Origin of the sequence: Geodermatophilus sp. DSM 45219 (assembly GCF_900104025.1) — a bacterium.
Taxonomy (GTDB): domain Bacteria; phylum Actinomycetota; class Actinomycetes; order Mycobacteriales; family Geodermatophilaceae; genus Geodermatophilus.
In genome coordinates this window covers 392,020-405,158 of record NZ_FNIQ01000003.1, presented here as the reverse complement: position 1 = coordinate 405,158, position 13,139 = coordinate 392,020, and the positions used below count along the sequence as shown (strand labels likewise).

General features: G+C 75.6%; 12 protein-coding genes. 8 read left to right on the top strand and 4 right to left on the bottom strand.

All coding sequences use genetic code 11. The features are described 5' to 3' along the window. The first annotated feature begins 33 nt into the window (after window positions 1-33). The 4 genes from BLR12_RS11000 (at window position 34) to BLR12_RS10985 (ending at window position 4,887) form a co-directional block, all read left to right on the top strand. Window positions 34-576 carry a cysteine hydrolase family protein gene (locus BLR12_RS11000; protein ID WP_091377556.1) on the top strand — a complete coding sequence of 181 codons (543 nt, stop codon included), beginning with the start codon at window positions 34-36 and terminating at the stop codon, window positions 574-576. Beyond that, on the top strand, window positions 573-2,138 hold the full coding sequence (mftF, locus tag BLR12_RS10995) for a mycofactocin biosynthesis glycosyltransferase MftF (RefSeq protein ID WP_091377554.1): 1,566 nt from the start codon (window positions 573-575) through the stop codon (window positions 2,136-2,138). Before BLR12_RS11000 ends, mftF begins: the two co-directional genes overlap by 4 nt. A 10-nt stretch (window positions 2,139-2,148) precedes the next feature. After that, window positions 2,149-3,477 (top strand): GAF domain-containing protein, encoded by a 1,329-nt coding sequence (locus tag BLR12_RS10990; protein ID WP_255363424.1) that lies wholly within the window; start codon window positions 2,149-2,151, stop codon window positions 3,475-3,477. Window positions 3,478-3,594: 117 nt separating this feature from the next. Continuing rightward, on the top strand, window positions 3,595-4,887 hold the full coding sequence (locus BLR12_RS10985) for an MFS transporter (RefSeq protein WP_091377551.1): 1,293 nt from the start codon (window positions 3,595-3,597) through the stop codon (window positions 4,885-4,887). Here the strand turns inward: BLR12_RS10985 and BLR12_RS10980 are convergent. Next, entirely contained in the window at window positions 4,884-5,882 is a 999-nt protein-coding gene (locus tag BLR12_RS10980) for an iron-siderophore ABC transporter substrate-binding protein (protein ID WP_091377548.1), read from the bottom strand. The genes BLR12_RS10985 and BLR12_RS10980 overlap by 4 nt on opposite strands. Window positions 5,883-6,199: 317 nt before the next feature. Between BLR12_RS10980 and BLR12_RS10975 the strand changes: the two genes are divergently transcribed. From BLR12_RS10975 to BLR12_RS10960, 4 genes are all read left to right on the top strand, one after another. Continuing rightward, a complete protein-coding gene (locus tag BLR12_RS10975) occupies window positions 6,200-6,742 on the top strand; it encodes a (2Fe-2S)-binding protein (RefSeq protein WP_091377543.1) in 543 nt (180 codons plus the stop codon). Next, window positions 6,739-9,234 (top strand): xanthine dehydrogenase family protein molybdopterin-binding subunit, encoded by a 2,496-nt coding sequence (locus BLR12_RS10970; RefSeq protein ID WP_091377541.1) that lies wholly within the window; start codon window positions 6,739-6,741, stop codon window positions 9,232-9,234. Before BLR12_RS10975 ends, BLR12_RS10970 begins: the two co-directional genes overlap by 4 nt. After that, on the top strand, window positions 9,231-10,088 hold the full coding sequence (locus BLR12_RS10965; RefSeq protein ID WP_091377537.1) for an FAD binding domain-containing protein: 858 nt from the start codon (window positions 9,231-9,233) through the stop codon (window positions 10,086-10,088). The genes BLR12_RS10970 and BLR12_RS10965 overlap by 4 nt, the downstream gene beginning before the upstream one ends. A 132-nt stretch (window positions 10,089-10,220) precedes the next feature. Further along, the gene (locus BLR12_RS10960; RefSeq protein WP_091377535.1) at window positions 10,221-11,099 is read left to right on the top strand and encodes an SRPBCC family protein; all 879 of its coding nucleotides are present in this window, start codon (window positions 10,221-10,223) and stop codon (window positions 11,097-11,099) included. Here the strand turns inward: BLR12_RS10960 and BLR12_RS10955 are convergent. From BLR12_RS10955 to BLR12_RS10945, 3 genes are read right to left on the bottom strand one after another with little or no spacing between them, the layout of a single operon-like run. Next, window positions 11,068-11,745 (bottom strand): alpha/beta hydrolase family protein, encoded by a 678-nt coding sequence (locus BLR12_RS10955; RefSeq protein ID WP_091377532.1) that lies wholly within the window; start codon window positions 11,743-11,745, stop codon window positions 11,068-11,070. The genes BLR12_RS10960 and BLR12_RS10955 overlap by 32 nt on opposite strands. Then, complete coding sequence (locus BLR12_RS10950; RefSeq protein ID WP_091377530.1) at window positions 11,742-12,413, bottom strand: HAD-IA family hydrolase; 672 nt, start codon at window positions 12,411-12,413, stop codon at window positions 11,742-11,744. Before BLR12_RS10950 ends, BLR12_RS10955 begins: the two co-directional genes overlap by 4 nt. After that, window positions 12,410-13,096, bottom strand: a complete 687-nt coding sequence (locus BLR12_RS10945) for a DedA family protein (RefSeq protein ID WP_091378469.1) — start codon at window positions 13,094-13,096, stop codon at window positions 12,410-12,412. The genes BLR12_RS10950 and BLR12_RS10945 overlap by 4 nt, the downstream gene beginning before the upstream one ends. Between the last annotated feature and the right edge of the window lie 43 nt (window positions 13,097-13,139).

Genomic DNA, 13,139 nt, shown 5'->3' with positions numbered 1-13,139 from the left:
ACCCGTCCGGCCACGCGGGGTTATGGTCCGGGCATGGGGAGCCCGTCCGGCTGGCTGGTCGTCGTCGACTACCAGGAGGTGTTCCGCGACCCGGGCTCACCGTGGACGACGCCCCGGTTCGACGAGATCCGCCCGCGCATCCGCACCCTGGTCGAGGCCTTCGGCGACCGCGTCGTCTTCACCCGGTTCGTCGTCCCCGACCGGCCGACCGGAGCGTGGGCCGACTACTACGCCAAGTACGACTACTTCACCCAGGCGCACGCCATCCCGCTGTTCCAGCTCGCCGAGGACCCGGGCGGCCTCCCCGTCGTCGACGCCCCGACCTTCGGCAAGTGGGTGCCCGCGGTCGCCGAGCTGGTCGGCGACGGCCCGGTCACCGTCGCCGGGGTGGCCACCGACTGCTGCGTGCTCTCGACCGTGCTGCCCGCCGCGGACGCCGGGCTGCTGGTGCGGGTGGTCTCCGACGCCTGCGCCGGCGCGACCGACGAGGCCCACGACGACACGATGCGGATCCTCGCCTGCTACGCGCCGCTGGTCGAGGTCACCACGACCGCCGAGGTGCTGGCCGAGGGATGAGCGGGCGACCCGGGCCGACGGTCGCCATCCCCCCGCCCGACCGGCTCCCCGACGGCACCGACGTCCGCCTGGACCCCCGCACCCGCCGCCTCGACGACGGCGCGACGCTGCTCGGCGGGTCGCCGCTGCGGCTGGTCCGCCTCGCGCCCCGCGCCGTCGACCTGCTGCGCGACGACCGGCTCCTGGTCCGCGACAGCACCACGGCCGCGCTCGCCGCCCGGCTGCTCGACGCCGGCCTGGGTCACCCGCAGCACGAGGGCCGCCCGGAGCACGACGGCGGCCCGGCGGGGGAGCTCACCGTCGTCGTCCCGGTCAGGGACCGCCCGGCCGAGCTCGCCCGGCTGCTGGCCGCGCTGCGGGCCGACCCGGACACCGCGGACGTCCCGGTGCTCGTGGTGGACGACGGGTCGGCCGACCCGGCCGCCGTCTCCGCCTGCGCGACGGCGCACGGCGCCTGCGTGCTGCGGCACGGGACCGCCCGCGGGCCCGCCGCCGCCCGCAACGCCGGCCTGCGCGCGGCCACCACCGACCTGGTCGCGTTCCTCGACTCCGACTGCGTCCCGCTGCCCGGCTGGTCCGGGCCGCTGGTCCGGCACACCGCCGACCCCCGGCTGGCGGTCGTCGCGCCGCGGATCACCGCGCTGCCGGCCGAGGGCACCGGCTGGGTGGAGCCGTACGAGGCCGCGGTCAGCGCGCTCGACATGGGGCCGCACCCCGCGCCGGTGGCCCCGGGGACCGCGGTGTCCTACCTGCCCAGCGCGGCGCTGGTGGCCCGCCGCGAGGCGCTCGGCGACGGCTTCGACGAGGCCATGCGGGTCGCCGAGGACGTCGACCTGGTGTGGCGGCTGGTCGCCGCCGGGTGGCGGGTGCGCTACGAGCCGGCGGCCGAGGTCGCCCACGAGCACCGGTCGTCCACCGGCGAGTGGCTGCGCCGCCGCGCCTTCTACGGCACCGGCGCCGCGCTGCTGGCCGCCCGGCACGGCGGTGTGGTCGCCCCCGTGGTGGTCTCGCCGTGGTCGGCCGCCGCGTGGGCGCTCGCGCTGACCGGCCGCCGCTCCGGCGCGCTCGCCGCCGCCGCGGTGCTCGCCGTCGCGACCGGCCGGCTGGCCCCCCGGCTCGCCCGCCCCGGCCGGCGCGCTCCCCTCGGGCTGGCCGCGGCCCTGGTGCTGCGCGGCAGCGCCGCCGCGGGGAAGACCCTGGCCCGCAGCGTCACCCGCCACCACTGGCCGCTGGCCCTGGGCGCCGCCGCGGTCTCCCGCCGTGCCCGGCGCGGGGTCGCCGCGGTCGCCGCCGCCGACGCCGTCCTGGCCTGGTGGCCGCACCGGCAGCAGGTGGGGCCGCTGCGCTTCGCCGCCGGACGCCGGCTCGAGGACCTCGCCTACGGCGCCGGGCTGTGGGCCGGCGCGCTGCGGGCGCGCGACCCGCGGGCGCTGCTGCCCGCCCGGCCTGCGCCGACGGCGGCTCCCCCGGAACGGTTGCGCACGACCGGCTCCCTGGTGGAAACGCGTGCGAGCGGTCACGATGGGCGGACGATGGACCCGAGCCCGCGGACCGTGACATGACGGCAGAGCCGTGACGACGCTGAACCCGTGGGTCGCGCTGCCCGACGGCCTGCCCGACCCGGCCCTCACCGGGCGGTTGCGCGCTGCCCACGAAGCCCTCGTCACCCGCTCCGACCGCCCCGCGGCGCCGGGCTCCGTGCGCGCCGTCGTCTGGGACTCCTGGCGGCGCAGCCTCGGCAGCGGCGTCGACCCCGACGGCGTCGCACCGCCGGTCGACCTGCTGGACGACGAGCTTCTGGCCTACCGCGCCGCGCACCCGCTCGCGCCGGTGCTGCCGGTGATCCGCCGGCTGCTGGTGGAGGACGCCGAGGCCGACCGGATGATCGTCGCGGTCAGCGACGCCGACGGCCGGATGCTGTGGGTCGAGGGCGACCGGCAGCTGCGTGCCCGGGCCGAGGTCATGCACTTCGTCGAGGGTGCGTGCTGGTCCGAGGATGTCGCCGGCACCAACGCCCCGGGTACCGCGCTGGCCCTCGACCACGCCGTCCAGATCTACGGCAGCGAGCACTACCGGCGCCCGGTGCAGCCCTGGAGCTGCTCGGCCGCGCCGGTGCACCACCCGGTCACCGGCGTGCTGCTCGGTGCCATCGACGTGACCGGCGGCGACCACGTGGCCAGCCCGCAGGTGCTCACCCTGGTCCGCGCCACCGTGGCCGCGGTGGAGTCCGAGCTGCGCTGGCTGCACCGCGAGGAGGCCGCCCGCCCGGTCCGTCCGGCTCCGCGCCCGGCGGCCCGGCCGGCGCCGCAGCTGGAGGTCCTCGGCCGCGAGCGCGCCCGGCTGGTGCTCCCGTCGGGCCCCGCGGAGCTCTCGCTGCGCCACTCCGAGCTGCTGCTGCTGCTCGCCGAGGCGGCGGCCGGCGGGGGCGGGCGCACGGCCGAGCAGCTGGCCGCCGAGTGCCACGCCGGCGACGCGGCCGCGGTCACCGTGCGCGCCGAGCTGTCCCGGCTGCGCCGGCTGGTCGGCGCGCAGCTGCTGGGCTCCCGGCCCTACCGGCTCACCGGCCCGCTGGAGACCGACCTGGACCAGGTGCGCCGGCTGCTCGCCCGCGGCGCCGTCGGCCCGGCGCTGGAGCGCTACCCCGGGGCCGTGCTGCCCCGCTCGTCGGCACCGGGGGTCGTCGCCGCCCGCGACCGCCTCGGCGCCGCCCTGCGGCAGGCGGTGCTGGCCGGCCGCCGACCGGAGCTGCTGCTGCGCTACACGCGGCTGCCCGAGGCCCAGGACGACGCCGTGGTGTGGCAGGCCTGCTTGGAGACCCTGCCGCCCGGCGCCCCGAGCCGGCCGGCCGTCGCCGCGCACCTGCACCGCCTGCGCCGCACCCCCCGCGGGCCGCTCCAGTAAGGACCCGCCTGCCCCCCACCCCTCGCTGTCGCTCGGGGCGGGCCCCTGCAGGAGGGCCATTCCAGCACGTCACCGGGCCGGGAATGCGGCTGAGGGCAGAGGCCTTGCCGCTGTTCCGTGACCTCCGCACCGTCCGGCGTCCCCCTGCTCAGCGCCCGGCGGGTCGTCGCCGCGATCGTCGCCCTCGCCCTGGGCGGCTTCGCCCTCGGGACGACGGAGTTCGTGACGATCGGCCTGCTGCCCGAGATCGCCGAGGGCGTGGGCGTCGACATCCCCACCGCCGGCCACGTCATCTCCGCCTACGCGCTGGGCGTGGTGATGGGTGCGCCGGTCATCGCCGCGCTGGGCGCCCGATTGCCGCGGCGCGGGCTGCTCGTCGCCCTCATGGCCGCGTTCCTGGTCGGCAACCTGGCCAGCGCGCTGGCCGCCGGCCACCCCTCGCTGCTCGTCGCCCGCTTCGTCAGCGGCCTCCCGCACGGCGCCTACTTCGGGGTGGCCTCGCTGGTCGCCGCCTCGCTGGTGCGGCCCGAGCTGCGGGGCAGGGCGGTCAGCTCGGTGATGCTGGGACTCGCCGTGGCCAACCTGGCGGGCGTGCCGGCGGCGACCTGGCTGGGCCAGGAGCTGGGCTGGCGGGCGGCGTACTGGGCGGTCGTCGTGCTCGCCGCGGCCACGGTGCTCGCGGTGCTGGCGTTCGTGCCGTCCACGCCGGGGCGGGATGACGTCACCGTCGCGACCGAGCTCACCGCGCTGCGCCGTCCCCAGGTGCTGCTGACCCTGCTGGTCGCCACCGTGGGTTTCGGCGGCATGTTCGCCGTCTACAGCTACGTCTCGCCGCTGTCCACCGAGGTGGCGGGGCTGGCGCGCGGCGCGGTGCCGTGGGTGCTGCTGGTCTACGGCGTGGGCGGCGTCCTGGGGACGGCGGTCGGCGGCCGGCTCGCCGACCGGGCGCTGTTCCGCTCCCTGGTCGGGGCCATGCTCGCCACGGGGGTGCTGCTGGGGCTGATCGCGGTCGTCGCCGGCTGGGCGCCCGGGCTGCTGGCCACCCTGTTCCTGCTGTCGGGGGCCGCCTCGGTGCTGGTCGTGACGCTGCAGCTGCGGCTGATGGAGGTCGCCGGCGAGGCGCAGATGCTCGGTGCGGCGCTGAACCACTCGGCGCTCAACGCGGCCAACGCGCTGGGCGCCTGGCTCGGCGGGCTGGTCATCGCCGCGGGCCTGGGCTGGACCGCGCCGGCCGTCGTCGGCGCCGGGCTGGCCGCGGTCGGGCTGGGGGCGCTCACCGCCTCGGCGGTGCTGCGCCGCAGGGAGGAGCGGACCGGGCCGGTGCGGACGGCGCCCGCACCGGCCCGAGGAAGGACCTCCCTGCCCCCCACCACTCGCGAGCTCGCGGCGGGACCCTGCAGGGAGGCCTAACCGAGGGTTTCCGCGAACAGCGGGACGGCGTTCTCCAGGGCGTACTGCGTGCCCAGGGCCGAGCCGCTGGAGAAGGCGTTGGACAGCGTCGGGTCCTCCAGCACCAGGGCGTTGCCCTGCTGCACCGAGGGCAGCGACTGCCACAGCGGGTTGCCGGTGATCTGCGCGGCGTCGACGAAGATCGGGAAGACGACGGTCAGCGGCGCGTCGAGCAGCGGCACCTGCTCCTCGCTGATCGAGACGAAGAAGCTCTCCCCGGCGAGGTCCTGGATCGCGGGCTTGTTGGTGAAGCCCAGCGCCTCCATGAAGTCGACGCGGGTGTCACCGCGGACGTAGGCGCCGAAGCCCTCCGACGTGTAGGCGCCGACGGCGACCTCGGTGCCCTCGAACTCCGGGTGGGCCGCGGCGGCCTCGGCGAACTGCTGCTCCACCTCGGCCTGCAGCTCGTCGGCCTGCTCCTCCCGGCCCAGCGCCTGGCCGACCAGGTCCAGCTGCTGCTGCCAGGTGGTCAGGTACGCGCCGACGCCCTCCGGCTGACCGATGGTCGGGGCGATCTGGCTGAGCGCGTCGTACCGCTCCTGGGTGGCCGGGGAGCGGGTGTCGAGGATGAGGTCGGGGTCCAGCGCGGCGACCGCCTCCAGGCTGGGCTCGAGCGTCTCGATGATCTCCGGCGCCTCGTCGTAGAGCCCCTCGGCCCACGGGCCGACGCCCTCGCCGCCGAAGGCCAGCCAGTCGCTGGCGCCCACCGGCTGCACGCCCAGCGCCAGCGCCGTCTCGGCGTCCGACCAGCCGAGCGCGACCACCCGCTGGGGCTCCTGGGGGACCTCCACCGGACCGAAGGCGGTCTCGACGGTCACCGGGAAGGCACCGGACGCCGAGCCGCTGCCCGACGCGGCGGCGTCCTCGGGGGTCTCGGTGTCACCGGAGCCGCAGCTGGTGACCAGGACGGTGGCGGCGAGCAGGGCGGCGCCGCGCAGGAACGGGCGGACAGACATGTGGATCCTTCCGAATAGGTGAGGCTCACCTAAGCCGACGTTCCTGGAGCGGTTCCACCCGGGTGTCCCGGCCCATCGGGCCGGCTGCCGTGCAACCCGCCTGCAACGTTGCCCTCCTGCCGCACCTGCGGGGTCGAAACGCATTGATCGCTCCTTCCTGCGGAGGTAGGACCGCTGATTCTTCCGCTGCTGCGACTCGCAGAGACGACGTGGTCCGGAGGTTAGCGTGGCCTAAGTCACGTGGTGCTCGACACACTCGCGGCAAGCGGAGCTGTGTGTCCGCAGCCACACGACCCCTGCAGAGGAGCGGAGGACCCGTGACCCAGATCAACGTGCGCGTGGACGGGGTGACGTACACCGACGACGTCGAGCCCCGGACGCTGCTGGTGCACTACCTGAGGGAACAGCTCGGGAAGGTCGGCACCGTCGTCGGGTGCGACACCAGCAACTGCGGCGCCTGCACCGTCCACCTGGACGGCGCGGCCGTGAAGTCCTGCACCGTGCTGGCCGTCCAGGCCGACGGTGGCGAGGTGACCACCATCGAGGGGCTGGCACCCGAGGGCGGCGGCCTGCACCCGATGCAGAAGGCGTTCCACGAGATGCACGGCCTGCAGTGCGGGTTCTGCACGCCAGGGATGATCATGGCCTCGGTCGACCTGCTCAAGGAGAACCCCGACCCCAGCGAGACCGAGGTCCGCGAGGGCATCGAGGGCAACCTCTGCCGCTGCACCGGCTACCAGAACATCGTCCGAGCGGTGCAGCAGGCCGCCGGCGAGATGCGCGGCAGCGGCAACGGGCACGCCTCCCCGGCCGAGGTCGACACCGCCGCCGCTCCGCACGTCGCGGGAGCCCAGCAGTGACCGCGGTCGAGGACCGGCCCGGAACGGACGCGCCGGAGCGCGAGGTCGGCAAGGCCCGCCGCCGCAAGGAGGACGCCCGGCTGATCACCGGCCGGACGACGTGGACCGACAACATGGTCCTTCCCGGCATGCTGCACCTGGCCGTCGTCCGCAGCCCCGTGTCCCACGCCAAGATCACCGCGATCGACGTGAGCGCCGCCCAGCAGGCCCCCGGGGTCGTCGCCGTCTACACCGGGCGGGACCTCGCCGACGAGCAGGGCTCCATCCCCTGCGCCTGGCCGGTCACCCCCGACATGGTCAACCCGGGCCACCCGTCGATCGCCGTGGACGAGGTCAACCACGTCGGCGAGGCGGTCGCGGTGATCGTCGCGCGGAGCAAGGCCGCCGCGGCCGACGCCATCGAGTTGGTGGACGTCGACTACGACGTGCTGCCGCCCGTCCTCGACATGGAGGAGGCGGTGGCCGAGGGCGCGCAGCTCACCCACGACCACCTCGAGTCCAACACCAGCTACCACTTCGTCTTCGACGCCGGGGAGGCCGGCACGGGGACCGACACCGAGCAGGCGTTCGCCGACGCCGAGGTGGTCGTCAGCCGCCGGTTCGTCAACCAGCGGCTGATCCCGGCGTTCATGGAGCCCCGCTCGGTCGTCGTCCAGCCCCAGGGCGACAACTACACGATGTGGTCGGCGACCCAGGTGCCGCACATCCTCCGGGTCATGCTCGCCTCGGTCACCGGGGTGCCGGAGCACAAGCTGCGGATCATCGCCCCCGACGTCGGCGGCGGCTTCGGCGGGAAGCTGCAGGTCAACCCGGAGGAGGTCATCGCCCTCCTGCTGGCCCGCCGGCTCGGCAAGCCGGTCAAGTGGACCGAGACCCGCAGCGAGTCGCTGATGACCGCCCACCACGGGCGCGACCAGATCCAGTACATCGACGTCGCGGCCGACCGCGAGGGCCACGTCAAGGGTCTGCGCGTTCGGCTGCTCGCCGACATGGGCGCCTACCTGCGGCTGATCACGCCCGGCGTGCCGGCGCTCGGTGCCTTCATGTTCCCGGCCATCTACAAGTTCCCCGCCTACCGGTTCGAGTGCGACGGCGTCTTCACCAACAAGGTGCCCACCGACGCCTACCGCGGGGCCGGGCGGCCGGAGGCGACCTTCGCCATCGAGCGGATCATGGACGAGCTCGCCGTCGAGCTGGGCATGGACCCCCTCGAGCTGCGCCGGAAGAACTGGATCAACGCCGCGGAGTTCCCCTTCACCACGGTGGCCGGGCTGGAGTACGACAGCGGCGACTACGAGACCGCCACCCAGCAGGCCCTGGAGCTCATCGGCTACGACGAGCTGCGCGCCGAGCAGCAGCGGCGCCGGGAGTCGAACGACCCGGTGCAGCTGGGCATCGGCTTCTCCACGTTCACCGAGATGTGCGGCCTGGCGCCGTCCCGGGTGCTGGGCTCGCTGTCCTTCGGCGCCGGCGGCTGGGAGCACGCCTCCATCCGGATGCTGCCCACCGGCAAGGTCGAGGTCGTCACCGGGTCCACGCCCCACGGGCAGGGCCACGAGACGGCGTGGAGCCAGCTGGTGGCCGACGAGCTCGGCGTCCCCTTCGAGGACGTCGAGGTGCTGCACGGCGACACCGCCATCTCCACCCGCGGCCTGGACACCTACGGCTCGCGGTCCCTGGTGGTCGGCGGCACCGCGGTGGTCAAGGCGGCCGAGAAGGTCGTCGCCAAGGCCCGGAAGATCGCCGCGCACCTGCTGGAGGCCAGCGAGGACGACCTGGAGTTCAGCGGCGGGAAGTTCTCCGTCCGCGGGACGCCGGGGGCCGAGCTCGGCATCCAGGAGATCGCCCTGGCGGTCTTCGCCGCGCACAACTACCCCGAGGACGTCGAGCCCTCGATCGACGCGGACGCCACGTTCGACCCGGTGAACTTCTCGTTCCCGCACGGCACGCACATCTGCGCCATGGAGGTCGACACCGAGACCGGCATGGTGAAGATCCGCAAGTACGCCTGCGTGGACGACATCGGGACGATCGTCAACCCGCTGATCGTCGAAGGGCAGGTCCACGGCGGGCTGGCCCAGGGCATCGCCCAGGCGCTGTTCGAGGAGGCCGTGTACGACGCCGACGGCAACCTGACCACGGGCAGCTTCGTCGACTACCTGGTGCCCTCGGCGGCGGACCTGCCGCACTTCGACACCGGCAACACGGTGCACGCGGCGCCGGGCAACCCGATCGGCGCGAAGGGCGTCGGGGAGGCCGGCTGCATCGCCAGCACCCCGGCGGTCGTCAACGCCGCGCTGGACGCCGTCCGGCACCTCGGGGTCAGCGACATCCGGATGCCGCTGACCCCCGAACGGGTCTGGCGGGCACTGCACCAGGGCGGGGACGGCGGCGACCGCGCCACCGCCGGCACCAACGCCTACGGCGGGGCCCAGACCGAGAGCACCGCCGGCGTCTCCACCCCTGCGTCCTCCCTCGGAGGTGACCGGTGATTCCCGCTGCGTTCGCGTACGCCCGTCCCAGCACCGTCGACGAGGCCCTGCAGGCCATCGCCGAGGGCGGGGACGACGTCAAGATCATGGCCGGGGGCCAGTCGCTGATCCCCGTCATGCGGCTGCGGCTGGCCGCGCCGGAGACGGTGGTCGACCTGACCCGGGTCGCCGAGCTGCGCGGCGTCCGGGACGACGGCGACGCCATCGTCATCGGGGCCATGACGACCCACCACGACGTCATGACCGACCCGCTGGTGCTGCAGCACGCACCCCTCATCGCCGAGGCGACCGAGACGGTGGCCGACCGGCAGGTGCGGGCGCGGGGCACCTTCGGCGGGGCCCTGGCCCACGCCGACCCGGCCGGCGACCTGCCGGCGGTGGCCCTCGCCCTGGACGCCGACTTCGTGATCGCCGGCCTCGGGGGGCGCCGGACGGTGCCGGCGTCGGAGTTCTTCGTCGACTACCTGACCACCGCGCTGGAGGAGGGGGAGCTGCTCGTCGAGATCCGCGTCCCCAAGCTGGCCGGTGAGTGGGGCATGCGCTACGAGAAGTTCAACCGCGTGGCGCAGGCGTGGTCGATCGTGGCGGTGGCCGCGGTCGTCCGCCGGGAGGACGGGCACATCGCCGAGGCGCGGATCGGGCTGACCAACATGGGCGCGACGCCGCTGCGGGCCAGTGCCGTCGAGGCCGCGCTGGCCGGGGCCCAGGCCAGCCCGGAGACGATCGCCGAGGCGGCGCGGTCGGCCGCCGAGGGGACCGCCCCGAGCAGCGACCTCAACGCCCAGGCCGACTACCGCGAGCACCTGGTGCAGGTGCTGACTCGCCGGGCGGTGACCGCCGCCGCCGGGCTGTAGCTTGAAGGACCCCGTCCTCCCCACCCCTCGCAGGCTCGGGGCGGTGCCCTGGACGGGGCCGCGCCCGACTCGGCCGGCCCGCTCCCGCGCGGGAGCGGGCCGGCCGCGTTCCGCACCCTCGGAGGTAGCACCGTGCAGTTGGAGAACTCGTTCACCGTCCCCGTGCCGATCGACGAAGCCTGGCGAGTGCTGCTGGACATCGAGCGGATCGCACCCTGCATGCCCGGTGCCGCCCTGGACTCGGTCACCGGCGACGACTTCACCGGCCGGGTGAAGGTCAAGCTCGGCCCGATCAACCTGACCTACCAGGGCAAGGCGTCGTTCGTCGAGAAGGACGAGTCGGCCTACAAGGCGGTCATCGACGGCCGGGGCAAGGACCAGCGCGGCAACGGCACCGCCAACGCGCTCATCACTGCCCAGCTGAAGGCCCAGGGCGACAGCACGCGGGTCGACGTCCTGACCGACCTGAACATCACCGGCCGGCCGGCCCAGTTCGGCCGCGGCGTGATGACCGACGTGGGCAACAAGCTGCTCGGCCAGTTCGCCGACAAGCTGGCCGCCCAGCTCGGTGCCGGGGACGCGGGACTCGCCGAGGCGCCCGCGCCGGCGAAGAAGGCCCCGGCGAAGAAGGTCGCCGCCGCGGCGGCCGGTGCCGCCGAGGAGGTCGCCGCCTCCGTCGAGCAGGTGCCCGGTGACAACGCGGTGGCCGAGAAGGCCCGCAAGACCGCGGCCGCGGCGAAGAAGACCGCCGCGGCGACCACCGACGCCGCGGTGGCCCCGGGGGCGACGGACACGGCTCCCATCGCCGCCAGCGCCGCCCCGGCCGCGCCCGCCACGGTCCCCGCTGCCCCCGCCGCTCGGCCGACGGGTCCCACGCAGGCCGAGCCCGAGCCGATCGACCTGCTCGAGGTCGCCGGCGGGGCCGCGCTGACCCGCTACGCCGGCCCGCTGGCCGGTGCCGCGGTGCTGGTGCTGGTGGTCACCCTCGTGCTGCGGCGCCGGCGCCGCTGACGCGCGCGGGGTCGCCGGGCACCGTCCCGGCGACCCCGCCCAGCCAGTCCACGGCGGCCAGGGCGGCGACGTCGGGGGCGCGGGTCAGCCCGTGGTCGCCGGGGACGGCGTAGAGCGAGGCGCCCGGCCGTCCGGTCAGCACCGCCGCGAGCTCCTCGGGGCGGCCGAACGCGTCGGTCTCGCCCTGCACCACGCCCAGCGGCAGCTCCACGGCGGTCAGCTCGCCGGCGCGGCTGCGCTCGGGGCGGCCCGGCGGGTGCAGCGGGAACGCCAGGCACAGCACGCCGTCCGCACGGTGCTCGGCCGCCGTCCGGCACGCCACCCGCGCCCCGGCGCTGCGCCCGCCGAGCACCAGCGGGCCGGTCAGCCGGCCGCCGTCCCGGAGCGCGGTGAGCACCGCGCGCCAGCCCTCGTCCAGCCGCGGCGGCGCGGGGGCGATCCGCCGGCCGGCGACCCGCCACGGCTGCTCGACGCCCAGCACCCGCCAGCCGGCCGCGGCCGCGTCGGCGGTGACGGCCGCCAGGTCGGCCGACCCGAGGCCGCCGCCGGCCCCGTGCCCGAGCACCAGCGTGCCGACGACGGCGCCGTCCGGCTCGGTGGCGGTGACCTGGGCCGGGCCGAGCGGGGTGTCGACCTGCCGGCTCACCGCGCGGGCAGGGCCAGCAGCGCGTCGACCGCGCCGGCCAGGTCGCCGGCGACGATCGCGGGGGGGTCGTACACGGCCGGGTAGACGCGCTCGGCGCGGGGGAACCAGGCGGCGGTCAGGCCGGCCCGCAGGGCGCCGTGGACGTCCCAGCCGTGCGCGGCGACCAGGGCCAGGCGGGCCGGCTCGACGTCGCAGACGCCGGCGGCCCACAGGTAGACCTCGCGGGCCGGCTTCCAGGCCCGGATCACCTCGCTGGACAGCGACCGCTCCACCAGCGGCCCCACGCCACCGCGCTCCAGCCCCGCCTCGGCGACGCCGGGGGAGCCGTGGGTCAGCGTCACCACCCGGATGCCGCCCTCCACCAGCCGGCGCAGCGCGGGCTCGACGTCGGGGTGCGGGGCGAGCTGGAAGAAGGCGCCGGCGACCTGCGCCCGGTCGTCGTCCCCCAGCTCGGTGGTCTGGGCCAGGGCCGCGTCGAACGCGTCCCGGAAGCGGCACCAGGTGCCCGCCGTGGCGGCGGCGAACCCGGTGAGCAGGGTCCGGGAGAAGACCGCCGTCAGCAGGTCGGCGGGCTGCCCGAGCTCGACCAGCGCGGCCCGCACGGGGGCGAGGTCGAGCAGTGTCTCGTTGACGTCGAAGGCGACGACCTCGGGCCGGACGGCGCTCACCGGCGGTCCGCGTCGTCGGCGTCGTACGTCGCAGCCGCGGTCCGGCGGGCCCGCCGGTGCCGGCGGACGTCGTGCCAGCGCTTGTAGACCAGGTACCCGATGCCGAGCGCGACGGCGGCGACGATCAGGTAGTCGAAGTACTGCAGGTACTCGTGGACGACGTCACCCAGGGCCACCCCGAGGCCGACCAGCAGGCTGTTCCAGATCAGGCTGCCGGCCGTGGAGTAGAGGACGAACTGGCCGAAGGGCATCCGCACGACCCCGGCGGGCACCGAGATGAAGCTCCGCACGATCGGCACCATGCGGCCGAAGAACACCGCCGAGCGCCCGTGCCGCTCGAACCAGGCGAAGGTCTTGTCCACGTCCGCGGTCTCCACCAGCGGCAGCCGGTCGAGGAAGGCGTGCGAGCGGCGCGGGCCCAGTGCGCGGCCGACGTAGTAGAAGAAGACCGCGCCGAGGATCGACCCGAGGGTGGCGAAGAGGACGACCGGCACGATGGACAGCCGGCCGTCGTTGATCAGCACCCCGGCCAGGCCGAGCACCGCCTCGCTGGGGATGGGCGGGATGACCGTCTCCAGCAGGATGGCGAAGCCGACGCCCACGGCGCCGAGCCGCTCCACCAGGTCGAGCAGGAAGCCGGTGATGCCGCCGGAGTCGGAGGCCGCGGCGGCGAGGATCGACATGCACCCCACGGTAACGGCGCGCTCGCACCGGGACCCGAAGGCG

Coding starts and splice junctions, on each gene's coding strand:
- BLR12_RS11000 (WP_091377556.1), top strand. CDS start 34: ATGGGGAGCCCGTCCGGCTGGCTGGTCGTCGTCGACTACCAGGAGGTG.
- mftF (WP_091377554.1), top strand. CDS start 573: ATGAGCGGGCGACCCGGGCCGACGGTCGCCATCCCCCCGCCCGACCGG.
- BLR12_RS10980 (WP_091377548.1), bottom strand. CDS start 5,882: ATGTCTGTCCGCCCGTTCCTGCGCGGCGCCGCCCTGCTCGCCGCCACC.
- BLR12_RS10945 (WP_091378469.1), bottom strand. CDS start 13,096: ATGTCGATCCTCGCCGCCGCGGCCTCCGACTCCGGCGGCATCACCGGC.